Genomic DNA, 23,372 nt, shown 5'->3' on the forward strand with positions numbered 1-23,372 from the left:
GGGGTCAAGGGGTCTGGCCGTAGGGCATGACCCAGAAGAACTGGCCGTCCGGGTCGAAGTCGAAGATCAGCGCGGTGCTGCCGGCGGTGAGTGCGGGCTCGACGGCCGTCCCGCCTGGTGCGCCGTCCGGTGCGCCCTCCGGTGCGAGGTCCAGCGCGTGCCGGCGGACCTGCACGATCGCGGACGACCCGTCGTCGGCGGTGACCTCGGCCTGGCCGAAGTCCACGCCGACCCGTCCGGTGCGGATGACGCAGGTGCGGCCGACGAAGTCGCGCAGCGACGCGGGGGGCTCCTCGCGGAACACCCGGCGCAGCGGGACGATCGCGAGCCGCGTCCCGAGCCACGCCGCCGCGAGCGCCCCGGCGAGGACCGCGGCGGCGAGCGGCGTGGCCGGCGTGCCGCCGCCCGCCAGCACCGACCCGGCCAGGCTCGCGAACCAGGCCAGCGCGATCAGCAGCGACAGCGTGATGGTGGCGGGGACGCCGCCCAGCCCGATCGCGGCCAGCGGCCCGCCCGGCCCGTGCTCGTGCCCGTCCGACCCGTCGGACGCGTCGTGCCCGTGCCCGCCGTGCCCGTGCGCGGCGCCGTGCCCGTGCGCGGCGCCGTGCACGTCCGCGCCGCCGTGTCCATGGAAGTGGCCGTGGCCGTGGAAGTGGCCTCCCCCGCCGGCACCGGCCCCCGTATGGCCATCGGTGCCGGCGTGGAAGTGCCCCAGGCCGCCGAGCAGGACGAGCGCCCAGTACGCGGCGACCACCACCAGAGAGAAGCTGAAAAGCGCGGTCGGGAAGCCGAGCACGGTGTCGATGAATTCGCTCATGGGTGTGCACGCTCCCGCCTCGAGGCGTCATTCACCGTCCGGGCCGCCCGTCGCGGTCACCGGTTCACATGGAAATGCGTTTCCGGGTCCGGCGTTTCGCCGAACCGGCCGGTCATGTATCCGGGAACGACTCCGCCCAGGTCGCAGCGGTCAGACCGGAACGGAGCCGGGGACTGCGCGGGGTGGGGCGGGGGATGCGGCGCGGGGGTCGCCGCCGCGCCGTGAGAAAGGTCCGGGGAGTCATCTGGAATACCTCCTGGTCGGAGACAAATCCTGTCTCGCCGACCAGACTTCCCGGCACACCGGTGGTTACTTTACCGTAGATTTCCTCGCCGTGGAAGCCTTTGATAATGCACCGGCCGGACCGCCGTCCCGCCCCTTCTGGCGCCCGCTCGGATGGGCGCTGCTCATCCCGCTGCTGTTCACGCTCGGCGGCTGGCTGGCCCAATACCCGCACGGCCTGATCGTGGCCGGCGTCGCCGTCGCGCTCGCCGCCCTCGCGGTGGCGGCGACGCTCGCGGGCGGGATCTGGCACCGGCCCGGCGCCGCCGTCCTGCTCTCCTGCGCGGGCATCGCGCTGACGTTCTTCGCGGGGCCCGGCCTGTACGAGCTCTACATGACCAAGGCCGGGAAGCCCGTGCAGGCCGTCGTCACGAAGGTCGAGGACCGGCAGGCCCGGCGCGGGGCCGACATGTTCTGCACCGTGGTCGAGACGGGCGGCGGGCGGACCGTCCACCACGTCTCGGAGCAGCAGAACTGCTCCGGCGACTTCGAACCGCTCCAGACCGTCACGTTGCGCACGGACCCGGCGGGCCTGCTGAAGCCGCGCCTCCCCGACGGCCCCGGCGGCAAGGGTGACACCGCTCTGGCCTTGGAGATAGCCGCCGGGCTCTTCCTCGTCACCGGAGCCGCCATGTTCTATGCGGGGAGACGGCGTCGCTGACAGTGGCCGGTCATGCGCGTTCAGTGAACTCTAAGGTTCGTCTGAGGTCCGGTTCAGGTGGCGGCCCTAGCTTCACGCGCCATGACCTCGCAGCCCCACCGGCCCGTGTTCGTCCTCGGCTGCCCGCGCTCGGGCACGACGCTGCTGCAGCAGATGCTGCACTCGCACCGGCGCCTGGCGGTGCCGTCCGAGACCAGGTTCGTGCACGTCGCGTACGCGCGCCGGCTCGGCTTCGGCGACCTGCGGGCGGAACCGAACCGGCGGGCGCTCGCCGCATGGATCACCGCGGGCGACGGGACGAAGTTCGACGTCCTAGGGCTGGACGCGGACGCGGTCGTCGATGACATCGTGGACGGCCCGCCGACGCTGGGCTCGGCGCTCGCCGCCGTGTTCCGCCGCTACGCGCGCGAGCACGGCAAGGCGCGGTGGGGCGACAAGCGGCCGAGCTACTTCCGCAAGGTCCCGATGCTGCTGCGGCTGTTCCCGGACGCGCAGTTCGTCCACCTGGTCCGGGACGGCCGCGACGCGGTCAGCTCCCTCGCCCGGATGCCCTGGTACGGCGGCGACGTCCACTCCGCCGCGCTGACGTGGCGGGAGGCCGTCGACACCGGGAGCCGGCTCGCGCGGCGGCTCGGCCCGGGCCACTACTACGAGATGCGCTACGAGGACCTCGTCGCCGATCCCGAGCGGTCGCTCTTCGCGCTGTGCGGGTTCCTGGAGGAGGAGTACGACGAGGCGATGGCCGAGCCCCACCACCACGCGCGCCGGACGGTCCCGGCCGAGCGCAGGTGGCATCTGCGGACGCACGAGGCCGTCAACGACCGCAACGTCGGCGCGTGGGCGGCGCGGATGGAGCCCTGGGAGGCGGACCTGGTCGAGCACGTCCTCGCGGGCCGGCTGCGGCGGCACGGGTACGCGCTGACGGGGCGGGACCGTCCGGCGGCGGCGCACCTCGCCCGGTTCCACCGGACGGCGGCGCACCGCTGGCGGCGGCAGCGCTCCGGCGCCGTCCGCGAGCGGAGGGCCCGCCGCGGTGAGCCGAACCCGGTCGCCTCGCTCCTGACCGGCCCGGCGGACACCGCCGGCATCCGCCTGCCCGCGCCCGAGCACTGACCGCCCCGCGCCCACCGCCACGCGGCGGACGCGGGGGCGGGCCGGGGTGCATCGCCGGGCCGGGATGCATCGCCGGGCCGGGATGCATCGCCGCGCCCCGCGCCGCCGGGCGGCGGGACGGGGTGCCGGGAACGTTCCGGGGTTGTCCGATCGCTGCCAGGCGGGGGGATCGGACGGCAAGATCGTTCCCGAGTCGCCCGATCACTAGCCGGTTGGGCGGTTGTCCGAAATTCTCATGGAACGTGCCCGTCGCCGTCCGCGCGCCCGCGCCGGGGCGGGGGCGCGTGCTTGGGGAACGGTGCAGGTCGCGTGCCGCGAGGCGGCCGGTGGGGGAGAAGCGGCCAGGTGGGGCGGCCGTGACGGCGCCGCCGGGAGCCGCCGCGGCGATGGGCCCCTTACGGAACTTGTTACCGGCTGGTAGTCGGTTTCCGTTTTACCGGGCCGCTGACTTAATTTACGGAAAAGTGACATGCCCGTGTCCGATCGTTCACAACGCAGGGCGAGACATGCCGCACATATGCATGTACCGTGCCATGTGCTCAGCTTCAGATGGCCATCGGGGTTTGGTCCACAAGATCCTCCGACAAAAAGGGCAGTGCGGTGAGCGGATCGCAGACAATTTCCCACGACGAGCTCCAGATGTGGCTTCTTGACCGGATCGCCTTCTATCTCGACAGGCCGGCGGAAAACATCGACCCGGCGGTCGAGCTGGCCCGCTACGGCATCGACTCGGTGTACGCCATCAGCATCATCAGCGACATCGAGGACCACCTGCAGGTGGAGGTGGACGTGGCCGAGGCGCGGCGCCGCGAGACGGTCGCCGACCTCACCGCCTACCTCGTCGGCCTCGTCCGGTGATGGCCGGCCCGCCGGCCGCGGGCGCCGCGCTGGTGGTGCTCGGCGACAGCGTGGCCGAGGGCCGCGACGACCCCGGCCCGGCGGGCGGCTGGCTCGGCTGGGCCGGCCGGCTCGCCCGGCATCTCGGCATCGCCGCAGGTGAAGTGTGCAACGTCGCCGATCCGGGCGCCACCATCGAGGACGTGGCGCGCAGCCAGCTGCCGGCGGTCCGGGGCGCCCGGCCCCGGCTCGCGGTGCTCGGCTGCGGGATGAACGACGCGCTGAACGGGTTCGAGCGGGCCGCGGCCGGCGCCCGGCTGGACGAGGTGTTCGGCTGGGCGCGGGACGCCGGCGCGCCGCTGCTGGCGATCCCGGTGCCCCGCCCGCCGCTGCTGGAGCGGTCCCCGATCTCGCAGTTCCGCAAGAAACGGGTGCTGCAGCGGATCGCCCTCTTCAACGCTGAGCTGGAACGTGCCGCAGCCGAGTTCGAAATGGCGTTCCCGGCCCGTGAAACGGTGACGAAAATTGCCGACCCCGCGATTTGGAGCGACGACGGAATCCACCTGAGCCCGGCCGGGCACGAATACGTCGCGGAGGTGATGTCGCGTCTTGCCGCGGGCCTGCCCGGCGCGCGGGCGATCTGAAACTCCAGACGGCCTCGGGGGCAGTCGAAGAGTCGGGATGACAATGAAGAGACCATTCGACCTCGCTCGCGTTCCGCGCTCGCTGGCGCTCGTGCCGCTCGCTCCGGTGCTGGCGGTCCAGGGCTGGCGGACGGTGCGCCGCACGCCCCGGCTGGACCCGGCGTCCGGCGCCGAGCACGGCCTCGTGCCCGCTCCCGGCGACGGCCGCGGCGCCGGCGCCGCGGCCGGCGGCCCCGATCCGGGCGCGGTGTTCCGGCTGGTGGTGGTCGGTGAGTCGACCGCCGTCGGGGTCGGTGCGGCCGAGCACGCGCGGGCGCTGCCCGGCTTCCTCGCCGAGGCGCTGGCGGCGCGGCTGCGGCGGGCCGTGGCCTGGTCGGTGACCGGGCGGAACGGCGCGACCGCGCGGGTGACCGCCCGGCTCGCCCGCGGCGCCGCGGCCGAGCACGGCCCGGCGGACCTGGTGGTGGCCACCGTCGGGATCAACGACCTGATCCGGCGCCGCTCCCTGCGCCACTGGGCGGCCGACGTCGCCGACCTCGTCGCCGTCCTGCGCGGCGGGTACGGGGACGCGGCGGTGCTGGTCGCGGGGATGCCGCCGGTGCACCGGTTCCCGGCGCTGCCGCGCCCGCTGCGCACGGTGCTCGGCGACCGCGCCCGCACCATGGACCGGATCACGCGGGAGGCGGCCCGCGCCGGCGGCGCCGTCCACGTCCCGATGGACGAGGCCATGGCGCGCGACCGCCGGCTGTTCGCCGCCGACGGCTTCCACCCGTCCGCCGACGGCTACCGGACCTGGGCGGACGACCTCGCCCGGGCCCTCGACACGGACGCCGACGCGGGCGCCGCCACGGACGCCGGCACGGCGAAGGGAGCGGTGCGGTGACGGTCTCCGGAGCGTTCCGGACGGCCGTGGAGGCCAAGGACCTCGACGCGATCACGCGGGCGCTGGACCCGGACATCGAGTTCCTCAGCCCGGTGATGGTGAAGCCGTACCGCGGCCGCGACGCGGTCACCGCGCTGCTGCGCGTCCTGCTGGAGGTCTTCGAGGACTTCCGCTACACCGACGAGCTCGTCGGCTCCGGCGGGGAGGCCGGGGCGGCGCAGGCGCTGGTGTTCCGCGCGGCGGTGCTGGGCAAGGCCGTGCAGGGCCTCGACCTGCTGAGCTTCGGCGAGACCGGGCTGGTGACCGGGCTGACGGTGATGGTCCGCCCGCTGCCCGCGGCGATGACGCTGGCCCGCGCGGTCGGCCGGCGGATGGAGGAGCAGACCACCTGATCCGGCGATGCCGGCCGAGGGGCGGGTGGTGCCGTCCCCCCTCGGCGGGCGCCGATCCCCGGCGGAGCCATGCCGGAGGGCGCGGGGGCCGACCCCCACGGGAGGTGGCGACCCGGCGGCGCCCGCGTGCCGGTGAGGGTGCGCGGACGCCGCGACGAGTGCAGCACAGGGAGTGGAAATGGACAGAATGGCCCCCGCACGCACCGGCCTGTCGCCGGCGCACGGCATCGCGGCCGACCTGGACGGCTTCCTCGGCGATCCCATGGACGACGAGGCCGGGCCGTTCTCCTACAAGGCGATCGTCGAGGCCGAGGAGCGCGACGAGCTGCCGCCCGGCGCGGTCGACGCCGTCCGGGCCTGGGGGTTCCCGAGGTACCTGGTGCCGGCCGGGCTGGGCGGGCGCCTGACGACGCTGGAGGAGCTGTTCTTCGTCACCCGCGGCATCTCGCGGCGCAGCGTCACGGTCGCGGTGATGTACGGGTCGGGGCTGCTCGCGGTGAACCCGGTGTGGCTGTGGGGCGACGACCGGCAGCGCGCGACCGTCGCGGACGGCGTGCTGAACGGCGACCTGGCCTGCTTCGGGGTGTCGGAGGCCGACCACGGCAGCGACGTGATGGCGAGCGAGTCCGAGGCGGTGAGCGAGGACGGCGGGCTGGTGCTGACCGGGACGAAGTGGCCGGTCGGCAACGCGACGCGCGGGCGGTTCGTCACGACGTACGCCAGGACCGGGGCGCGCGACTTCTCGCTGCTGCTGGTCGACAAGACCGCCCTGGACCCGGGCAGCTGGTCGACGCTGCCGGCCGTCCGGACGGTCGGGCTGCGCGGCCACGACCTCAGCGGCGTCGCGTTCGAGGGGGCGCGGCTGCCGGCGGACTGCGTGATCGGGCGGCGCGGGGCCGGGCTCGTCCAGACCCTGAAGACGCTGCAGATCACCCGGACGGCGATCGCGGCGCTGTCGGTCGGGACGATGGACGCGGTGGTGCGGATCGCGATGGAGTACGCGCACCAGCGCACCCTCTACGGCGCCGGCATCTACCGCATACCGGTGATCCGCGACCATCTGCTGAAGGCGCACCTGGACCTGCTGATCGCCGAGTGCGTCGCGATCCCGGTCGCGCGCAGCCTCACGGTCGCGCCGGGACGGCTGAGCCTGTGGTCGTCGATCGTGAAGTACTTCGTTCCCGTGCAGGGCGAGGAGGTCGTCGCCAGCATGGGAACGGTCCTGGCGGCGCGCGGCTACCTGCGCGAGGGCGTCGCGCACGGCGTGTTCCAGAAGCTCCAGCGCGACCACGCGATCGCGAGCATCTTCGAGGGCACCACGCACGTCAACCTCGCGAACGTCGCGGGCCAGCTGCCCTTCCTGTGCCGTCCGCCGGAGGAGACGGGCGGCGAGGACGCGCTGCTGGCCGACCTGTTCTCCTGGACGCGGACGCCGCCGGTCTGGGAGCCGGACGGCCGCCGCCTCCAGCTCACCAACGAGGGCCGCGACGAGATCGGGCAGCGGTTCGGGCAGATCGCCGAGGAGCTGCTCGCGGCGGCGAACGCGCACGCCGCGCCGGGCGTCGCCGCCGAGCTGAAGGACCTGGTGTCGAGCATCGGCGCGCTGCGCGCGAAGGTCGACGAGGGCATCCGCGAGAACGAGGGCGACACGACGTCGGTCGCGGCGCTGATGCGGGCGCGCCGGTACTGCGAGCTGCACGCGATGGTGTCGTGCATGCTCACGTGGCTGCACAACCACCGCGAGTTCGGCGGCGCGTTCGCGGGCGGCCAGTGGCTCGTGCTGTGCCTGCAGCGGTTGCTGCAGCGCGCCCATCCGGACATCGTCCTGTCGGAGGAGTTCCTGCCGGCGTTCGAGGAGGCGATGTTCCGCGCCTCCGGCGAGGGCGGCTGGTTCACGCTGCTGTCGCTGGCCGAGGACGAGTGACGGCGCCATGGGCCAGGAGAAGCACACCGACTTCGTGTCGCTCGTCCGGGAGAACGTGCGGGAGCACGGCGACCGGCGGGCGTTCACCTTCGTCAGCGAGGACGCCGGGCCCGGGCACTCCTACAGGGAGGACGTGCTCGGTTTCGCCGAACTGGACCGGCGGGCCAGGGCGCTGGCCTGCCGGCTGGAGGAGCGCGGCCTGCGGGACCGGGCCGTCCTGCTGCTGTATCCCGAGGGCCTGGAGTTCCTCGCGGCGTTCCTCGGCTGCCTGTACGCGCGGGCCGTGGCCGTCCCGGCGCCGCTGCCCGCGCTGGACGCGGGCCGCTTCGACCGCACCCGCCGCATCATCGGCGACGCCGACATCGCCTGGATCCTCACCGACACCGGCCACCGCGAGGCACTCGAGACGTGGCTGAAGGAGGCCGGGCTCGCCGGGAGGGTGCAGTGCCTCGACACCGAGGCCGGCGAAGGCGACGACCCCGATGCGTGGACGATGCCGCGCTACGGCCCCGACACGCTCGCGTTCCTGCAGTACACGTCCGGTTCGACCAGCGACCCGAAGGGCGTGATGGTCACCCACGGCAACCTGCTCTGCAACGGCGAGGAGATCAAGCGCCGTATCGGCGGGTCGGCGGACACGGTCGGCGTCGGCTGGGTGCCGCATTACCACGACATGGGGCTCGTCGGTCAGTTCCTGGAGCCGCTGTACCTCGGCTGCCGGTACGTCTTCACCTCGCCGATCACCTTCATCAAACGTCCCGTGCTGTGGCTGGAGCTCATCACCCGGCACCGCGGGACGATCACCGTCGCGCCCAACTTCGGCTACGAGCTGGCGCTGCGCCGCGTCACCGACCGGCAGATGGAGGGCCTGGACCTGTCCTCGCTGCGGACGGTGAAGAACGGCGCGGAGCCCGTCCGTGCGGCGACGCTGGAGCGCTGGTGCGAGCGGTTCGCGCCCGCGGGGTTCAAGCCCGAGATGTGGATGCCGTGCTACGGCATGGCGGAGACGACGCTGCTCATCACCGGCGCGCCGTCCGGGCCCGGCCCGGTGATCCGCGACTTCGACGCCGCCGCCCTCGCCCGCGGGCGGGCCGTCCCGGCGGGGGAGGGGGCGGCGCGGCGGCTGGTGAGCAGCGGGCGCCCGGTCACCCTCGACGTCCGGATCGTCGACCCCGACGGCCTCGTGCCCTTACCGGACGGGCGGGCCGGGGAGATCTGGGTGCGGGGCGGCAGCGTCGCCGCGGGCTACTGGCGCAGCCCCGCCGAGACGCGCGTGACGTTCCAGGCGTACACGGCGGGCGGCGAGGGGCCGTTCCTGCGCACCGGCGACCTCGGGTTCGTGGACGGCGGCGAGCTGTTCGTCACCGGCCGCAGCAAGGACCTGATCATCGTCAACGGCCGCAACGTGCACGCCCACGACGTCGAGGAGACCGCGCAGGCGGCCCACCCGGCGGCGCTGGCCGGCGCCGCCTTCGTGCTGGACGGCGTGACGACCGAGGACGGCCGGGAGGAGGTCGTGCTCGTCCAGGAGATCAGCACGCGGGCCGCCGCCGGCGTCCCGCCGGACGAGCTGGCCGGGCGCATCAAGGCCGCCGTCGCGCGCGCGCACGAGCTGCCCGCGCTCAGCGTCGTCCTGACCGGGCGCGGCACGGTGCGGCGCACGACGAGCGGCAAGATGCAGCGCGGCCTGACCCGGCAGGCGCTCCTGGACGGCCTGGTCACGGTGCTCGGCGCGGACCTCGAGCCGGCCGCCGCGAAATTCATCCGGACCGAACCTAGTCAAAAGCATGACTAATCATGTCGTTGTCTGATAACGTCGGGCATCACCCTGAGTCAAGCAGGGAGAGAAGTCCGATGGCGTTGCGTCACGCGGTGCTGGCGGCGCTGCTCGACGGCGAGCACAGCGGCTACCAGCTGGCCAAGATCTTCGATGTGTCGGTCTCCAACTTCTGGCACGCCGTTCCGCAGCAGCTCTACACCGAGCTGACGCGGCTGGAGACCGCGGGCCTGATCAGCGGGCGGCAGGTCATCCAGCACGACCGCCCCAACAAGCGCGTCTACACCGCCACCCGGGCCGGCGTCGACGAGCTCGAGCGCTTCGCCGCCGTCCCCGCAAAGCCCGGGATCATCCGCGAGAACCTGCTGGTCATGGTGCAGGCCGTCGACCACATCTCGGCGGACGCGGTGATCGCGCAGCTGGAGGAGCGCGCCCGCACGTCCGCCGCGAAGATCGAGGTGTTCGAGCGCACGCTCGAGCACCTGCGCGGCGGCCTGGACGAGCGGACGTTCCTGCGCAGCGCGGCACCGATCGGCCCCTACCTGACGTGCCTGCGGGGCCGCCGGTTCGAGCAGGAGAACCACGAGTGGTTCACGAGCACCGCCCGGCTGCTGCGAGCCCGGGCGGGCGCACACGCCGAAGGGGGCGAGGCGCCGTGACCGGCGTCCGCCGCAGGCCGCCCGCGGCGGTCCTGTCCCTTCGCACGCCGGGCCGCCGCGCGGCCCCGGCATCCACCCCCAGCGACCTCCCCGGCCGGGTGTCAAGGCCGGGCCGGGACGGGCCGCCACGCCTTAGTCAAGGAGGCGTTCCACATGTCGGGCGAACACCACACCATCGAGCTGCCTAGCACCCTGGCCACCCCCCATCCGGCCGCGCACGGCGTCACCACGATCGACGGGCCCGCGCCCGTCCTGCTCGGCGAGGTCACGCTGCCCGCCGAGCGCGCGTCGGTGCCGCGCGCCCGCGCGTTCGGCCGCGCCGTGCTGGCCTCCGCCGGCGCCGCGCACGTCCGCGACGACGCCGAGGTCCTGGTCTCCGAGCTGGTCACGGCCGCCGTCCGGCAGGCCGGCGGATCCGGCTCGCCGCTCACGCTGCGGCTGCTGCGGACGGGGCCCCTGCTGCGGATCGAGGTGCACGACCGCGGCGCCGCGCTGCCGCACCCCGCGCCCGTCGACCTGATGGAGGAGACCGGCCGGGCCTGGTTCCTGGTCGCCGTCATGGCCGACCGGCACGGCACCGACCTCGCCGCCACCGGCAAGACGGTCTGGTGCGAGCTGCGCGCCTGGCCGGACGAGCGGCGCGCGCACTGACGCGGGCACCGCGCCGGCCCGGCCTTCCGTGCGGGCCCGTGCGCGATGCGCCCTTCGCGGCGCGGCGCCGTCCCGCCCCGCCGGTCACCTGAACCGGCGGGACCACGCGCGCGCGCCGGACGGACGCCCATACCGGCGGCGATGGGGATTGCCATGTCCGTGGAGTACTACCGGGCGGATGGGAGACGCGCCACGTCCGACGAGGCCCAGCGGCTTCTGCTGGACGTGCGGGCGCGGCTGCTCGCGCAGGACGTCATCCGCGTCGGCGGAGTCGTGGTGGTCGTCTCCACCTGGTTCACCGTGATCGACCTCGGGTTCGCGGCGAACGGACGGCCCCTGCTCTGGCAGACGATCGTGTCCGACCTGGCGATGCACGCCGACGTCGGGCGCTACAGCACGCGGGAGAGGGCGGCGCGCGGGCACGCCGAGGCGGTGGCGATGATCACCGGCCGGCTGCGCGGCCTGGTCGCCCGCGCCGCGCTGGACGAGGCGCGTCCATGACCGCCCCGTCCCGGCCCCGGCGGCGGGCGGCCCGCCCGCCCGCACCGAACCCGAGCACACCTAACCCGACAGGGCCACGACCAGGCCCGACCCCGACGAATGGGTGATCCGATGGACACCGAAGGCCGGCCGACGGCCCGGAGGCGGCGGCCGATCCGCATGCGCATCACCGCGCTGCTGCTCGTCCCGCTGGTCTCCCTCATCGCCCTGTGGGCGTTCGCCGCGAACATCACGCTGGGCGCCGCGTTCGACAAGTACGACTTCTCCACCACCTACAAGAAGATGGGGCTGCCGGGCATCTACCTGGTGAACCAGCTCCAGGCGGAACGTTCCCTGAGCGTCGCCGCGCTGGTCACCCAGCAGCCCCAGTACAAGCAGAAGCTCGGCGAGCAGCGGGTGCGCGTCGGCGCGGTCGAGGCCGCGTTCAAGAAGTCGGCGCTGTCGAAGGACGCGCAGGACGCCGCGAAACCGGAGACCAAGCAGCGGCTCGGCGTCGCCGTCCAGGCGCTGGCGAAGCTGCCGCAGCTGCGCGCCAAGGTCGACTCCGGGCGCGCCGAGCCGCTCGACGTCATCAACTCCTACAGCACCGTCCTCGACGACGTCATCGCCGTGTTCAACGGCCTGGTCGCGGTCAACGACGTCGGCATCCTCACCCAGGGCCGCGCGCTCATCGCCATCGGCAACGCGCGCGCGTCCATGCTGCGCGAGGACTCGCTGGTCACGACCGCGATGGCGCGCAAGGGCCGGCTCACCCCGGCCGAGCACGTCGCGTTCGTCCAGTGGGCGGCCGAGGGGCGGCAGGACTTCGAGGCCGGGCTCGCCGACCTCAACGCGAGCATCCGGGCGCCGCTGCAGGACCTCGCCCGGTCCGCCGGTTTCCAGCGGTACCGCGCGGCCGAGTCGGCGATCGTCAACGCGCGCGGCGACCGGCTGCCCGCCGAGGCGGGCGACTGGACGGCCACCACGCAGCTGCTCGGGCAGGCGTGGGACCAGAAGGTCACCCAGGCGAGCCTGGCGCTGGACGACATGGCCCAGCCGATCGGCCACCGGATCGTCATGCGGCTCGTCGTCGCGGGCGGGTTCGGGCTGCTCGCGGTCATCGCCTCGATCGCCTTGTCGCTCCTCGCCGCGCGCAGCCTGTCCCGCGAGCTGCGCGGGCTGCAGCGCGCCGCCCTCGACCTCGCCGACAACCGGCTGCCGCGGGTGGTGTCGCGGCTGCGGCGCGGCGAGGAGGTGGACGTGGACGCCGAGGCGCCGCCGCTGGTCATCGGCAAGAGCCGGGAGGTGTCCAAGGTCGGCGACGCCTTCACCCGCGTCCAGCACACCGCGATCGAGACCGCCGTCCGCGAGTCCTACCTGCGGCAGGGCATCAGCCGGGTGTTCCTGAACGTGGCGTGGCGCAGCCAGTCGCTGCTGCACCGGCAGCTGCGGATGCTGGACGAGATGGAGCGCGGCGCCTCCGACCCGAAGGCGCTGGAGGACCTGTTCCGGCTCGACCACCTCACCACCCGCATGCGCCGGCACGCCGAGGGCCTGGTCATCCTGTCCGGGACGGCGCCGGGCCGCGGCTGGAGCCGGCCCGTGCACGTCGAGGACGTGCTGCGCTCGGCCATCTCGGAGGTCGAGGACTACACCCGCGTCGAGGTCGTGGTGATGTCGGGGCGCGCCGCGGTGATCGGCGAGGCCGTCGCCGACATCGTGCACCTGCTCGCGGAGCTGATCGAGAACGCGACCGTGTTCTCGCCGGCGCCGACCGAGGTGCTGGTGCGCGGCGAGATGGGCGCCAACGGGTTCGCGGTCGACGTCGTGGACCGCGGCATCGGCCTCGACCAGTCCGAGCTCGACGCGCTGAACCTGCGGCTGTCGCAGCCCCCCGAGTTCGACCTCGCCGTCACCGACCGGCTCGGGCTGTTCGTCGTCGGGCGCCTCGCGCACCGGCACGGCATCCGGGTGGCGCTGCAGCCCTCGCTGTACGGGGGCGTCAGCGCGGTCGTGCTGATCCCGCGCGAGCTGATCGTCGACGCCGACGGGCCCGAGGACGAGGACGACGCCCCCGCCGCCCGCCCGGTCGCCGCGTCCGCCTCCGCGAACGGGAACGGTGCCGCGCTCGCGAACGGCGCGGCGAACGGCGGCGCGAACGGCGCGGCGCACGGGACGCTGCGTCCCTGGCAGGGGAGCGGGCCCGCGAACGGGACCGCGATGCTGAACGCGCCGACCCCGTACGACGTCGAGGCGCCGCCCGAACCGCGGGCACCGGACGTCCCGGAACCGTACGAGGGCCCGGTGGCGTTCAACGCGCCGGCCGGCGACGCGCCCGGGTTCGCGTCCCGGACCTCGTACGGCGACCCGCCCCAGTACGACGCGCCGGCCGCCTACGGCGCGCCGCCCGCACCGGACGCGACGCAGCCGTTCCAGGAGGCATGGCGCCTGGAGACGCCGGGCTTCGCAGCGCACCCCGCCGACACGCAGGCGTTCGAGGCGCCCGCGTCCTTCGGCGAGGTGCCGGCGGGCGGCGGGCGCGCGCCGCTGCCGCGCCGCGTCCGCGGCGGCAACCTGGCGCCGCAACTGCGCGACACCGACCCGCGGGCCACGCCGCAGACGGCGGCGCCCTACCCCGACGACGCGCTCGTCGCCTGGGAGGAGCGGTCGGCGGAGGCGTCCCGCGACCTGTTCGCCGCCCTCCAGTCGGGGTGGCTGCGGGGCCGGGACGAGGACGAGGGACCCGACAGCAGGGAGCAGGCATGAGCCGGCAGGGAACCACCAACGAGCTGAACTGGCTGCTCGACGATCTGGTCGACCGGGTCCCCCAGGTCCGCAAGGTCGTCGTGCTGTCGCGGGACGGGCTGGTGATGGGCATGTCCCGCGGCGTCGGCCGGGAGGACTCGGAGTACCTCGCGGCGCTCGCCGCCGGGTTCCACAGCCTCGCGATCGGCGCCCGGCCGCAGCTGGACTCCGGCGAGGTCCGGCAGACGATGATCGAGATGGACAAGGGGCTGTTCTTCGTCGTGCCGGCCGGCGCCAACAGCTGCCTGGCGCTGCTCAGCGAGGTCGGCGCGAACGCCGGACTGGTCGCCTACGAGATGACGATGCTGGTCAAACGGGTCGGCAAGCAGCTGTCCACCGGCCTGAGACAGCCGGGCCCGGGGCCCGGATCCGGGTGAGCCGCCATGACCCCCAGCGCACCCGGCGCGCCCCGGGGACCCGCCGGTCCCGGTCTTCCCGGGACCGGCGGACTCCCGGGACGGAGCGGGCCCGGCGGCACCGGCGGTTCCGGCTACCCGGTCCTTCCGGGCGCTTCCGGTCCGCCCGACTATCCAGGCATGCCGGGTGGCCCCGGTGCGCCGGGCGGCTCCGGGGTGCCCGGCGGCTCCGGCGCGCCGGGCGGCTCCGGCATGCCCGGCGGGCCCGAGGCCTCGGGGGCGTTCGCGGTCCCGGGGCGGGAGCGGTGGATCGACGACGCCGCCGGGCCGATCGTCCGCCCCTACGCGGTGACCCGCGGCCGGACCCGGCCGCGCGGCGAGCCGCTCGACATCGTCGCGATCCTCGTCGCGACCGGCCGGTCGGCCGCCGAGCCCGGCCGGCTGTCGCGGCACCAGCGGCGGCTGCTCGCGCTGTGCCGCCGCCCGCACGCCCTGGCCGACCTGGCCTCCGACCTGGACCTGCCGTTCGGCGTGATCCGGGTGCTGGCCGGCGACCTGGTCGACTCGGGCCTGGTGAGCGTGCAGCGCTGGGCCCCCGCCACCCCGTCCGTCCAGCCGCACAACGACCCGAACCTGCTCAGGAGGGTGCTCGATGAACTCCGCGCGCTCTGACCCCCCGTCCGGCGCCGTCCCGCCAGGCGAGCACGACGACCGCGACGACGGGCCCCGCGTCGCGTTGAAGATCCTGGTCGCCGGCGGGTTCGGGGTCGGCAAGACGACCCTGGTCGGCGCGGTCAGCGAGATCCGCCCGCTGCGCACCGAGGAGGCGCTCACCGACGCGGGCGCCGCGGTCGACGACCTCGACGGGGTCACCGCCAAGACCACCACGACCGTGGCGATGGACTTCGGCCGCATCACGCTGCGCGACGGCGTCGCGATCTACCTGTTCGGCACGCCCGGCCAGGAGCGGTTCTGGTTCATGTGGAACGAGCTGTCGCGCGGCGCGCTCGGCGCGGTGGTGCTGGCCGACACGCGGCGGCTGATGGCGAGCTTCGCCTCCATCGACTACTTCGAGCAGAAGGGCACGCCGTTCGTCGTGGCGGTCAACTGCTTCGACGAGGCCGACCGCTACGAGCCGCCGGAGATCCGGTCGGCGCTCGCCATCGACCCGCACGTCCCGGTGCTGCTGTGCGACGCGCGGCGGACCGGGTCGGCGAAGGAGGTGCTGGTCACGCTGGTGGAGCACGCGCTGCGGATCGCGGGCGCGGCGTCCGGCCGGGCCCCGTCCGAGCCGGGTCCGCGCCCGTGGCCCACGCCCGCCCGGGCGGAGAACTGACGCCTCCGCCCGCCGGAGGGCGCTAGGCGGGCCCGCCTCCGGGCGGGTCCGCCGGCGAACCCATCACGATCTCGTCGACGGCCACGTCGTGGCCCGCGGCGCAGCGGACCTGCGCGGTCACGGGCTCGTCGCAGCCCGCGTGCCGGAGCGCGACCTGCCGGCCCTCCTCGCCGGGCAGGTACGTCTCGCCCCACTCCATGAGGCTGACGAGGGTGGGCGCGAGGTCCCGCCCCATCTTGGTCAGGTGGTACTCGTAGCGGGTGCGCTGCCCGGGCTCCTGGTAGGGCTCGCGGACGAGCAGCCCCGCCTTCACCAGGTGGTGGAGGCGCGCGGTGACGGCCGACTCGGTCATCTCGAGGTTCTTCACGAAGTCGCCGAACCGGTTCGTCCCGAAGTAGGCCTCGCTGAGCACCAGCACCGCGGACGGCGGGCCGAGCGCGGCGAGCGTCCGCGCGACCGGGCAGTTCTGCATCGACCAGGTGTCGCGGTCGGCGAAGTGCCCCTCAAGCGTGATCGTCACATCGTCCACTATAAACCTGCTGACTTCGCTTGACCAAAGTCAGGCGGCGGGGTTAGCGTCCCTGACTATGGTGAAACAAAGTCAGGTGCGTCCCGGGCTGCTCCTCGCGGTGCTCTCCGTCGCCTCCTTCATGGCGGGCCTCGACCTGTTCATCGTCAACGTCGCGTTCGACGACATCGGCCGCGACTTCGCCGGGACGTCCCTGGCCGACCTGTCCTGGGTACTGAACGGCTACGCGATCGTGTTCGCGGCGCTGCTCGTCCCCCTCGGCAGGCTCGCCGACCGCTACGGCCGCAAGGCCGGCCTCGTCCTCGGCCTGACCGTGTTCACCCTCGCCTCCCAGGCCTGCGCCGCCGCGCCCTCGCTGTGGTGGCTCGTCGCCTTCCGCGTCGTCCAGGCCGCCGGCGCCGCCGCCCTCATCCCCACCAGCCTCGGCCTCCTGCTGTCGGTCTACCCGCCTGGACGCCGTGCCGGCGCCGTGCGGATCTGGTCCGCCGCGTCCGCGCTCGCCGCCGCCGCCGGGCCCGCCGTCGGCGGGGTGCTGGTCGACTCGTCCTGGCGCTGGGTGTTCGAGGTGAACGTGCCCATCGGGCTCCTCGCGACCGCCCTCGCGCTGCGGTTCGTGCCCGACAGCCGCGACGGCGCCGCCGCCCGCGTCCCCGACCTGCCCGGCACCGCCGTGCTGACCGGCGCGATCGCCCTGCTCGCGCTCGGCCTCGTGAAGATCAACGACTGGCCGCAGCAGCGGGTCGCGATCGCCGTCGGCCTCGCGCTGCTCGCCCTCGCCGGCTTCTGGATCCGGTCCCGGCGGCACCCCGCGCCCGTCATCGAGCCCGCGCTGCTGGCCGTCCGCACCTTCGCCTGGTCGAACGCCGCCGTCCTGCTGTTCACCGTCGCGTTCGCCGCGAACCTGCTGCTCGGCGTCCTGTGGATGCAGCAGGTCTGGCACTACTCGCCGGTCCGCACCGGGCTCGGCGTCGCGCCCGGCCCGCTGATGGTCCCCGCGATGGCGCTGATCGCCGGCCGGATGGCCGCGCGCCGCGTCCCCGTCGGCCTCATCACCGCCGTCGGCTGCATGCTCTGCGCGTTCGGCGTCGTCATGGTCGCGACCGGCCTCGGCGCCGCCCCCGCCTACGCCTCCGAACTGCTGCCGGGCTGGCTCGTCGGCGGCGTCGGCGTCGGCCTCGCGCTCCCCACCATCCTGTCCGCCGCCGCCGCGGACCTGCCCGACCACCGGTTCGCGACGGGCAGCGCCGTCGTCAACATGAGCCGGCAGATCGGCAGCGTCCTCGGCGTCAGCCTCGCCGTCGCCGTCCTCGGCACCCACCACGCCTACGTGGACGCCCACCGCGCCTACGTGCACGCCTGGCTGATGGTCGGCGCGTTCATGGTCATCGCCGCGATCGCCGCCCTCGGCATGACCCCGCGCCACCGCCGGCCCGTCGCCCCCGTCCCCGACAGCGAGAAGGAAGTGGTCGCCGGAGCCTGAGAACCCTGCTCGACGAGTACGACTTGACACAGAACGCGGGCGAGGACGGAACCTTGACCCGGGCAGGTCACGGCCCGGTCCGCCCACCGCCCGGCCACATGATGGGCATCCCGGTCCGGACGGGATGCCCGTCGTGTCGTCCACGGGTCCGGCCGCGCGCCCGCGGGGTACGATCCGCCGCAGCGGAGGAGGCCCTCGATGACCGAGATCACCGACGCGCACATGCGCGAGCAGATGGCCCTGACCAGGGAGTACACGGTCGTCCTGCTCAAGGCGGCGGAAGGGTACGGCGGCCCAGGCGCGGACGCGGTCGTCTGGGAGCACGGCCGGCGCAACTTCCGGCTGCGCGCCGAGGGGCTGCTGTCCATCGTCTGCCCGGTCGCCGACGACAGCGACCTGTGCGGCGTCGGCGTCTTCGACGCCTCCGTCGAACGGACCCGCGAGCTGATGGAGGACGACCCGGGCGTCCGCGCGGGCGTGTTCACCTACGAGGTCCACCCCGTCCGGAGCTTCCCCGGCGACATGCTCCCCGGCGCCCGGTGAATCTATCGTGAGACGATAGATCTTGCCCGTTCCGGTTACATACCGAACAGGAGCGGAGCGGCTGGAGGACCGATGAGCCTGCCACTGCACGAGAGCCGCGTCCTCGCGGTCATCGAGATGGGCCTCTGCAAGGAGGACCGCGATCTCGCCGCACGGTTCGCGATGTTCAACCGGCTGACGGAGACGGAGACCCCGCCCGGCCGCGAGCGCCTCGAACCGAGCCGCCGGACGTGCTGGATCATGACCGCCGTCCTGCTCGCCGGGATGGCCGCCATCGGCGCGCTCGCCGCCCTCGTCACCGGCTGACCCCGGGTCAGCCCGGCTGCGGGCCCTCCAGATGCCGCAGCTCGGCGCTCAACCGGTCCAGGATCGGCGCGAGGCTCTGCAGCTCCGCCAGATGCAGCCGCGTCAGCTCCGCCAGGACCCGGTCGGCCGCCCCGGTCAGCGACACCCGGATCACCCGGTTGTCGTCCTCGTCCCGGCCCCGCCGCACCAGGCCGGCCCGCTCCGCCCGGTCGATCAGCTCCACCGTGCTGTGGTGCCGCAGCAGCAGGTATCCGGCCAGCTCACCGACCGTCGGCGCGACCCGCGCGCCGTGCCCCTTGATCGCCAGCAGCAGCTGGTGCTGCGCCGGCGTCAGCCCCGCCTCCCGCACCCGCGTCTCGCTCCACCGCAGGTAGCGGCGCAGCCCCGTCCGGAACGCCAGCAGGGACGCGAAGTCCTCCTGGCTCAGCTCGTCCAACGCACCCCCGTCCATCCCGCGAGTTTATGACCTCGGCCCCGGCGGGCCCGCCGTTGTCCACAACTGCCCGCAACTCTGGTGAACCGGAGGCGCCGATGCCGCAATAGAGGGGTGATGGACGATGACGACCTGATCGCGGCCGTGGCGGCCGGCGACGACGCGGCGCTGCGGGAGCTGTTCTCCCGCCACGCCCCCTGGCTCGCCGCGCGCCTCGGCCGCATGCTCGCCGCCGACGCCGTCGAGGACGTCTTACAGGAGACGTTCCTCGGCGTCTGGAAAGGCGCGGGCGGCTACCGCCCGCCCGCCGGGCGCCCCGACGGCGCGGGCGCGGGCGGCTGGGTCTGGGGCATCGCGCGGCGGCAGGCGGCCCTGTGGGCGCGCCGCAACCGGCCGCCCGAACTGCTCCCGCCGCGCCCGCTTCCCGACCAGCACGAACGGGCCCTGACCCGGATGGAGCTGGACGCTGCCGTGGCCGGCCTCGACGCGCCCGACCGCGCCCTGTGGCGCCTGCTGTACGAGGAGGACCGAAGCGTGGCCGAGGTCGCCCGGACCATGGGCATCCCGGAGGGCACCGTCAAGAGCCGCGCCCACCGCACCCGCCGCCTCCTCCGAGCCGCCCTAGGAGGCCCGACATGACCCCCCAAAACCCCACCCTCCCGCGCCAGGCCACGCGGCCATGCCCGGAGCCGCCGCGCAAAGTCGCGGAGAAGCCATGCCCGGGGGGTGCCGTTGTGAAGGAGGCCGCCGCGCAGAGGGGCCGCCGCCATGACGGGAGAACCGCCGTGCGGGAGGCGCCGTCATGAGGAAGGTGTCGCCGTGGTGGGAGGGGACGGCGCGAAGGGGGCGTGAACGGGGGCGCCACTGGGGCGAGGGCGGTCGGCCGGGGACGGCATTGCACAGGGAGGGACGGCGTGAGGGAGGGCCACATGGTGAAAGGGAGAGCGGGATGAACGAAGGGCCCGATCTCGAGCGGGTGTGGCTCGGCGTCGCCGCGCAGGTCTGGCGGCGACGGCCCGGGCGCGTCGAGCGGGTGCTCGCCGTGCTGCTGCGGTCCGACGGCCTCGCGCGGGCGCTGGTGTCCACGCCGTCGCTGCTGCTGCCCTGGCTGCTGGCCACCGTCGCGGTGCTCACCGCCGGCGCGGCCGCCTCCGTCGCGACCGGCACCCCGCTGGTCCCGCTGCTGGCGCCGGTCGTCGCGGCCGCCGGCATCGCCTACGCCTACGGGCCCGGCGTCGACCCCGCCTACGAGCTGACCCGGTCGCTGCCGGTCGGCGACCGAATGGTGCTGCTCGTCCGCGTCCCGGCGGTGTTCGGCACGGACGCGCTGCTCGGCCTGGCCGCGTCGGCGGCGTCCCCGCACGCCGCCGCGCTCACCTTCGGCTGGCTGGTCCCGATGGCCGCGGTGTCGGCGCTCGCGCTGGCCGTGGCGACCATCACCCGGTCGGCGAACACCGGCGTCGCGGCCGGGCTCGGCGCCTGGTGCCTCACCGTGGTGTCGGCGCGCGCGGCGACCGGGCACGCCGCCGCGGCGGTCGCCCGGCCCGCCCTCCTCATCCCCTACGCGGTCCTGGCCGTGGCGTGCGCGGCCGTCGTCCTGATCGGCACCGGCACCCCGCGCACACCGGGGCTCGGCGCACCGAAGCGAGGTTGACAGTGAACGTGGAGACCAGCGGCCTGACCCGGTCGTTCCGGCGCAGGAAGGCCGTCGCCGGCGTCGATCTCGCACTCGGGGCCGGCGTGTACGGGCTGCTCGGCCCGAACGGCGCCGGGAAGACCTCGCTGCTGCGGGTGCTCGGCACGGTGATCCCGCCGTCGTCCGGCGAGCTGCGGCTGCTCGGCCGCGACCCCGCCGGGCACGCCGAGCGCCGCGAGATCCGGCGGCGCCTCGGCTACCTGCCGCAGGACCTCGGCTACTACGCCGGCTTCACCGTCGTGGAGTTCGTCGAGTACATCGCGCTGCTGAAGGAGATGCCGCGGCAGCGGGTGCCGCGCGCCGTCGCCGCGGCCGTGGAGGACGTCGGGCTCGGCGACCGCGCCCGGTCCAAGCTGCGCACTCTGTCCGGCGGGATGCTGCGGCGCGTCGGCATCGCGCAGGCCATCGTGAACGAGCCCGAACTCCTGCTGCTGGACGAGCCGACCGCCGGCCTCGACCCCGAGCAGCGCGTCCAGTTCCGCGGCCTGATGCGCCGGATGGGGGAGCGGGCGACCGTGATCGTCAGCACCCACCTCGTCGAGGACGTCGGCGCCGCCTGCGACCGGGTCGGGCTGATGTCCGACGGGCGGTTGGTCTTCACCGGAACGCCGGACGAGCTGAGCGCGCGCGGCGCCGGCACCGGGGTCGGTGACGCGCCGCTGGAGCGCGGCTACAGCGCCGTCCTCGCGGAGATCCGGACATGATCGGATTGCTGCGGCTGGAGCTGCGCCGCAACATCACGCCCTTCCTGCTGCCCACGCTGGCCATCCTGCTGTGGCTCTCCCCCTACGGACGCTCGCTCACCGGGACGGCCGTCTGGACGCGCCGCGGCGAGGCACTGCAGGAAACGCTGCTCGGGCTCGGGCCCGCCATGGCCGGAGCGGCGGCGTGGACGGCCTCCCGGGAGAACCGGGCCCGCACCCGGGAACTGCTGGCGACCACCGCGCGCGGCGGCTGGAGCCGCACCCTGCCCGGCTGGGCCGCGACGGCGCTGTGGGGGCTGGCCCTCCTCGCCGCCGCGACCGGCGTCCTCTACGGGCTGACCGCCCGCGCGGCCACCTGGGGAGGCCCGCCCTGGTGGCCGGTCGCCGCCACCTGCGCCGCGCTCCTGGCGTTCTGCAGCGCCGGGCACGCCATCGGCGCCCTGCTGCCCGGCCGGTTCGTCGCGCCCCTCACCGCGATCGGCACGTTCCTGCTGGTGGTCGTCGCGGGCGCGCTGAAGACCGCCGACGCGTCGCTCGGCCTGGTCAGCCCGGTGGGACAGGTCACCGACCCCTACCGCGCCCTGTACTACCGGGCGGGCCACGACCTGCCCGTCGTGGAGCTGATCTTCGCCGCCGGTGTGATCGCCCTGCCGCTCGGGCTGCTCGCCCTGCGCGGCGGTGCGGGCGGCCCGCTCGTCCGGCCGGCCGGGATCGTCCTGACCGCCGCCGGCACCGCCGTCGCCGGCACGGGGCTCTGGCTCGCCGGAACCGGCCACATCGTCGCCAACCAGGGGATCGCCACGATCCCCAGGCTGGAGAGCCGGGGCGACGGCCGTCCGATCGCCTACACCCCCGCGTGCGACCGCACGCCGATACAGGTGTGCGTCCACCCGGCGGTGAAGGCGCGCCTCGGCGCGGCGGTTGCGGCCTTACATCCGGTGACCGACCGCCTCGCAGGTCTGCCGGGCGTCCCGACCACGATCGACCAGAGGATGGTCGACGGCCCGAGCATCAGAGGGAGCGTCCTCTTACTCCCCGCTCCCTTCGAGGCCTACGACACGAGAGGGCGGATCAGGGGCCGCGTAGCGCGCGAGATGCGCGCCGACACCGCGGCCGGGTTGCTCCTCGGCGCGTGGGACGGCACGGGCTCCGCGCGCCAGGCCGCCGTCCTCGCCGTCCTCGTCGCGGCCGGCGACCCGCCGGACGGTGCCGACCTGCCCATCCGCGACACGCCCGGCCCCGCCGTCCTCGCCGCCGCCCGCCGCCTGGCCGCGCTGCCCCAGCCGGCCTGGCACCAGTGGTTCGCCGCCCACCTGTCCGCCCTGCGCGCCGACCGCCTCACCCTCAAGGACCTCCCATGACCCGTCCTCGGCCCCTTCGTGCAAGCCCCCGCAAGCCCGCACCCTCAGCGGCGACGGAAGCCGGCGGCTTCGGTTCTTATGCCTGGATGAGAGGGGGGATCGCCATGTGGGTGCCGTCATTGCGTCTCGTCCGGCTGCATCTGGCGTCCCGCCGGGCCGGGCTGGCGCTCGTCGCGATCGGTGCGGTCGCGCTGGTCATCGTGCTTCCGATCCCCAGGTCAGGCGGCATGCTCGGGGCGCTGGTCCCGCTGGTCGTCGCCATGGGCGCGGCCGCGGTCGTCGGCGCCGCCACCGCGAGCCCGATCGGCGAGGTCGAGCGAGTCACCGGCCGCCCCCTTCCCGCGCTCCGCGGCGCCGCGGTGCTCCTGATGTTCGGCACCGCCATCGCGCTCCTCGCGGCCGCCGCAGCGGGCCGCGCACCGGCGGGCGGATCGCTGCCCTTGCTCAGGGCCTGCACCGGGCTGACCGGGATCACACTGCTCACCGCGGTCGCCGCGGGCCCGCAACGCAGTTGGACGCTGCCGCTCGCCTACACCATCCTGTGCGGTCACGCCATCGAGCGGTCATGGAGGTCCCTGTGGTTCTGGCCGATCAGAGCCGGCCACGACGCGCCGGCCGCCACGGTCGCCATCGCCCTGCTGCTGGCCGGGCTCTTAGCCATTGCCGTTCGCGGCACTCGGGTCAGTGTGCGTTCGTAGCATCG

The 23,372-nt window shown here is 74.5% G+C and carries 26 protein-coding genes; 23 read left to right on the forward strand and 3 right to left on the reverse strand.

Going from position 1 to position 23,372, the window contains the following annotated elements; genetic code table 11:
- Positions 1 to 4 precede the first annotated feature (4 nt).
- On the reverse strand, positions 5 to 817 hold the full coding sequence (locus J4709_RS20575) for a hypothetical protein (protein WP_208243139.1): 813 nt from the start codon (positions 815 to 817) through the stop codon (positions 5 to 7).
- A 334-nt stretch (positions 818 to 1,151) separates the two neighbouring features.
- Here J4709_RS20575 and J4709_RS20580 point away from each other — a divergent pair, with 334 nt between their 5' ends.
- From J4709_RS20580 to J4709_RS20650, 15 genes are all read left to right on the forward strand, one after another.
- Complete coding sequence (locus tag J4709_RS20580) at positions 1,152 to 1,760, forward strand: hypothetical protein (protein WP_208243140.1); 609 nt, start codon at positions 1,152 to 1,154, stop codon at positions 1,758 to 1,760.
- An 81-nt stretch (positions 1,761 to 1,841) separates the two neighbouring features.
- Complete coding sequence (locus J4709_RS20585) at positions 1,842 to 2,873, forward strand: sulfotransferase family protein (RefSeq protein ID WP_208243142.1); 1,032 nt, start codon at positions 1,842 to 1,844, stop codon at positions 2,871 to 2,873.
- A gap of 600 nt (positions 2,874 to 3,473) precedes the next feature.
- Positions 3,474 to 3,731: an acyl carrier protein gene (locus J4709_RS20590; RefSeq protein WP_208243144.1), complete on the forward strand. Its 258-nt coding sequence runs from the start codon at positions 3,474 to 3,476 to the stop codon at positions 3,729 to 3,731.
- Positions 3,731 to 4,354 carry an SGNH/GDSL hydrolase family protein gene (locus tag J4709_RS20595; protein WP_208243146.1) on the forward strand — a complete coding sequence of 208 codons (624 nt, stop codon included), beginning with the start codon at positions 3,731 to 3,733 and terminating at the stop codon, positions 4,352 to 4,354. The genes J4709_RS20590 and J4709_RS20595 overlap by 1 nt, the downstream gene beginning before the upstream one ends.
- Before the next feature lie 43 nt (positions 4,355 to 4,397).
- Entirely contained in the window at positions 4,398 to 5,237 is an 840-nt protein-coding gene (locus tag J4709_RS20600) for an SGNH/GDSL hydrolase family protein (protein ID WP_208243148.1), read from the forward strand.
- Positions 5,234 to 5,629 carry a nuclear transport factor 2 family protein gene (locus J4709_RS20605; RefSeq protein WP_208243150.1) on the forward strand — a complete coding sequence of 132 codons (396 nt, stop codon included), beginning with the start codon at positions 5,234 to 5,236 and terminating at the stop codon, positions 5,627 to 5,629. Before J4709_RS20600 ends, J4709_RS20605 begins: the two co-directional genes overlap by 4 nt.
- A gap of 178 nt (positions 5,630 to 5,807) precedes the next feature.
- A complete protein-coding gene (locus J4709_RS20610) occupies positions 5,808 to 7,553 on the forward strand; it encodes an acyl-CoA dehydrogenase family protein (RefSeq protein ID WP_208243152.1) in 1,746 nt (581 codons plus the stop codon).
- Between the two features lie 7 nt (positions 7,554 to 7,560).
- On the forward strand, positions 7,561 to 9,348 hold the full coding sequence (locus J4709_RS20615) for a fatty acyl-AMP ligase (protein WP_208243154.1): 1,788 nt from the start codon (positions 7,561 to 7,563) through the stop codon (positions 9,346 to 9,348).
- Positions 9,349 to 9,407: 59 nt separating this feature from the next.
- Positions 9,408 to 9,989 carry a PadR family transcriptional regulator gene (locus tag J4709_RS20620; protein WP_208243156.1) on the forward strand — a complete coding sequence of 194 codons (582 nt, stop codon included), beginning with the start codon at positions 9,408 to 9,410 and terminating at the stop codon, positions 9,987 to 9,989.
- A 153-nt stretch (positions 9,990 to 10,142) separates the two neighbouring features.
- On the forward strand, positions 10,143 to 10,640 hold the full coding sequence (locus tag J4709_RS20625) for an ATP-binding protein (protein WP_208243158.1): 498 nt from the start codon (positions 10,143 to 10,145) through the stop codon (positions 10,638 to 10,640).
- A gap of 153 nt (positions 10,641 to 10,793) precedes the next feature.
- Complete coding sequence (locus J4709_RS20630; RefSeq protein ID WP_208243160.1) at positions 10,794 to 11,141, forward strand: hypothetical protein; 348 nt, start codon at positions 10,794 to 10,796, stop codon at positions 11,139 to 11,141.
- A gap of 111 nt (positions 11,142 to 11,252) precedes the next feature.
- The gene (locus tag J4709_RS20635; RefSeq protein ID WP_208243162.1) at positions 11,253 to 13,886 is read left to right on the forward strand and encodes a sensor histidine kinase; all 2,634 of its coding nucleotides are present in this window, start codon (positions 11,253 to 11,255) and stop codon (positions 13,884 to 13,886) included.
- Positions 13,883 to 14,302 (forward strand): roadblock/LC7 domain-containing protein, encoded by a 420-nt coding sequence (locus J4709_RS20640; RefSeq protein ID WP_208243165.1) that lies wholly within the window; start codon positions 13,883 to 13,885, stop codon positions 14,300 to 14,302. The genes J4709_RS20635 and J4709_RS20640 overlap by 4 nt, the downstream gene beginning before the upstream one ends.
- A 159-nt stretch (positions 14,303 to 14,461) precedes the next feature.
- Complete coding sequence (locus tag J4709_RS20645) at positions 14,462 to 14,953, forward strand: DUF742 domain-containing protein (protein WP_232383785.1); 492 nt, start codon at positions 14,462 to 14,464, stop codon at positions 14,951 to 14,953.
- On the forward strand, positions 14,934 to 15,617 hold the full coding sequence (locus J4709_RS20650) for a GTP-binding protein (protein ID WP_208243167.1): 684 nt from the start codon (positions 14,934 to 14,936) through the stop codon (positions 15,615 to 15,617). Before J4709_RS20645 ends, J4709_RS20650 begins: the two co-directional genes overlap by 20 nt.
- A gap of 22 nt (positions 15,618 to 15,639) precedes the next feature.
- On the opposite strand, the gene J4709_RS20655 is transcribed toward J4709_RS20650, so the two are convergent.
- Positions 15,640 to 16,137 carry a winged helix-turn-helix transcriptional regulator gene (locus J4709_RS20655; protein ID WP_208243169.1) on the reverse strand — a complete coding sequence of 166 codons (498 nt, stop codon included), beginning with the start codon at positions 16,135 to 16,137 and terminating at the stop codon, positions 15,640 to 15,642.
- A 67-nt stretch (positions 16,138 to 16,204) separates the two neighbouring features.
- Between J4709_RS20655 and J4709_RS20660 the strand changes: the two genes are divergently transcribed.
- The 3 genes from J4709_RS20660 (at position 16,205) to J4709_RS20670 (ending at position 18,475) form a co-directional block, all read left to right on the forward strand.
- A complete protein-coding gene (locus J4709_RS20660) occupies positions 16,205 to 17,626 on the forward strand; it encodes an MFS transporter (protein ID WP_208243171.1) in 1,422 nt (473 codons plus the stop codon).
- Between the two features lie 198 nt (positions 17,627 to 17,824).
- The gene (locus J4709_RS20665) at positions 17,825 to 18,169 is read left to right on the forward strand and encodes a YciI family protein (protein WP_208243173.1); all 345 of its coding nucleotides are present in this window, start codon (positions 17,825 to 17,827) and stop codon (positions 18,167 to 18,169) included.
- Positions 18,170 to 18,241: 72 nt separating this feature from the next.
- A complete protein-coding gene (locus J4709_RS20670; protein ID WP_208243175.1) occupies positions 18,242 to 18,475 on the forward strand; it encodes a DUF3040 domain-containing protein in 234 nt (77 codons plus the stop codon).
- A gap of 7 nt (positions 18,476 to 18,482) precedes the next feature.
- Here the strand turns inward: J4709_RS20670 and J4709_RS20675 are convergent, their stop codons facing one another.
- A complete protein-coding gene (locus tag J4709_RS20675; protein WP_208243176.1) occupies positions 18,483 to 18,926 on the reverse strand; it encodes a MarR family winged helix-turn-helix transcriptional regulator in 444 nt (147 codons plus the stop codon).
- Positions 18,927 to 19,025: 99 nt separating this feature from the next.
- Here J4709_RS20675 and J4709_RS20680 point away from each other — a divergent pair, with 99 nt between their 5' ends.
- The 5 genes from J4709_RS20680 to J4709_RS20700 all read left to right on the forward strand — a co-directional run bounded on the left by J4709_RS20680 (position 19,026) and on the right by J4709_RS20700 (position 23,367).
- Positions 19,026 to 19,547, forward strand: coding sequence for an RNA polymerase sigma factor (locus tag J4709_RS20680; protein ID WP_208243178.1), 522 nt, complete (start codon positions 19,026 to 19,028; stop codon positions 19,545 to 19,547).
- Positions 19,548 to 19,857: 310 nt separating this feature from the next.
- Entirely contained in the window at positions 19,858 to 20,562 is a 705-nt protein-coding gene (locus J4709_RS20685) for a hypothetical protein (protein WP_208243180.1), read from the forward strand.
- A gap of 2 nt (positions 20,563 to 20,564) precedes the next feature.
- Positions 20,565 to 21,308, forward strand: a complete 744-nt coding sequence (locus J4709_RS20690) for an ATP-binding cassette domain-containing protein (protein ID WP_307801390.1) — start codon at positions 20,565 to 20,567, stop codon at positions 21,306 to 21,308.
- Positions 21,305 to 22,669 (forward strand): hypothetical protein, encoded by a 1,365-nt coding sequence (locus tag J4709_RS20695; protein ID WP_208243184.1) that lies wholly within the window; start codon positions 21,305 to 21,307, stop codon positions 22,667 to 22,669. Before J4709_RS20690 ends, J4709_RS20695 begins: the two co-directional genes overlap by 4 nt.
- Positions 22,670 to 22,755: 86 nt before the next feature.
- Positions 22,756 to 23,367: a hypothetical protein gene (locus tag J4709_RS20700; protein WP_208243186.1), complete on the forward strand. Its 612-nt coding sequence runs from the start codon at positions 22,756 to 22,758 to the stop codon at positions 23,365 to 23,367.
- Positions 23,368 to 23,372 lie beyond the last annotated feature (5 nt).

This window comes from Actinomadura violacea (assembly GCF_017573465.1).
Classification (GTDB): Bacteria; Actinomycetota; Actinomycetes; order Streptosporangiales; family Streptosporangiaceae; genus Spirillospora; species Spirillospora violacea.

Coding starts and splice junctions, on each gene's coding strand:
- J4709_RS20585 (WP_208243142.1), top strand. CDS start 1,842: ATGACCTCGCAGCCCCACCGGCCCGTGTTCGTCCTCGGCTGCCCGCGC.
- J4709_RS20650 (WP_208243167.1), top strand. CDS start 14,934: ATGAACTCCGCGCGCTCTGACCCCCCGTCCGGCGCCGTCCCGCCAGGC.
- J4709_RS20685 (WP_208243180.1), top strand. CDS start 19,858: ATGAACGAAGGGCCCGATCTCGAGCGGGTGTGGCTCGGCGTCGCCGCG.
- J4709_RS20680 (WP_208243178.1), top strand. CDS start 19,026: ATGGACGATGACGACCTGATCGCGGCCGTGGCGGCCGGCGACGACGCG.
- J4709_RS20700 (WP_208243186.1), top strand. CDS start 22,756: ATGAGAGGGGGGATCGCCATGTGGGTGCCGTCATTGCGTCTCGTCCGG.
- J4709_RS20610 (WP_208243152.1), top strand. CDS start 5,808: ATGGACAGAATGGCCCCCGCACGCACCGGCCTGTCGCCGGCGCACGGC.
- J4709_RS20645 (WP_232383785.1), top strand. CDS start 14,462: ATGCCGGGTGGCCCCGGTGCGCCGGGCGGCTCCGGGGTGCCCGGCGGC.
- J4709_RS20675 (WP_208243176.1), bottom strand. CDS start 18,926: ATGGACGGGGGTGCGTTGGACGAGCTGAGCCAGGAGGACTTCGCGTCC.
- J4709_RS20670 (WP_208243175.1), top strand. CDS start 18,242: ATGAGCCTGCCACTGCACGAGAGCCGCGTCCTCGCGGTCATCGAGATG.
- J4709_RS20635 (WP_208243162.1), top strand. CDS start 11,253: ATGGACACCGAAGGCCGGCCGACGGCCCGGAGGCGGCGGCCGATCCGC.
- J4709_RS20595 (WP_208243146.1), top strand. CDS start 3,731: ATGGCCGGCCCGCCGGCCGCGGGCGCCGCGCTGGTGGTGCTCGGCGAC.
- J4709_RS20600 (WP_208243148.1), top strand. CDS start 4,398: ATGAAGAGACCATTCGACCTCGCTCGCGTTCCGCGCTCGCTGGCGCTC.
- J4709_RS20620 (WP_208243156.1), top strand. CDS start 9,408: ATGGCGTTGCGTCACGCGGTGCTGGCGGCGCTGCTCGACGGCGAGCAC.
- J4709_RS20665 (WP_208243173.1), top strand. CDS start 17,825: ATGACCGAGATCACCGACGCGCACATGCGCGAGCAGATGGCCCTGACC.
- J4709_RS20660 (WP_208243171.1), top strand. CDS start 16,205: ATGGTGAAACAAAGTCAGGTGCGTCCCGGGCTGCTCCTCGCGGTGCTC.
- J4709_RS20615 (WP_208243154.1), top strand. CDS start 7,561: ATGGGCCAGGAGAAGCACACCGACTTCGTGTCGCTCGTCCGGGAGAAC.
- J4709_RS20640 (WP_208243165.1), top strand. CDS start 13,883: ATGAGCCGGCAGGGAACCACCAACGAGCTGAACTGGCTGCTCGACGAT.
- J4709_RS20575 (WP_208243139.1), bottom strand. CDS start 817: ATGAGCGAATTCATCGACACCGTGCTCGGCTTCCCGACCGCGCTTTTC.
- J4709_RS20630 (WP_208243160.1), top strand. CDS start 10,794: ATGTCCGTGGAGTACTACCGGGCGGATGGGAGACGCGCCACGTCCGAC.
- J4709_RS20695 (WP_208243184.1), top strand. CDS start 21,305: ATGATCGGATTGCTGCGGCTGGAGCTGCGCCGCAACATCACGCCCTTC.
- J4709_RS20625 (WP_208243158.1), top strand. CDS start 10,143: ATGTCGGGCGAACACCACACCATCGAGCTGCCTAGCACCCTGGCCACC.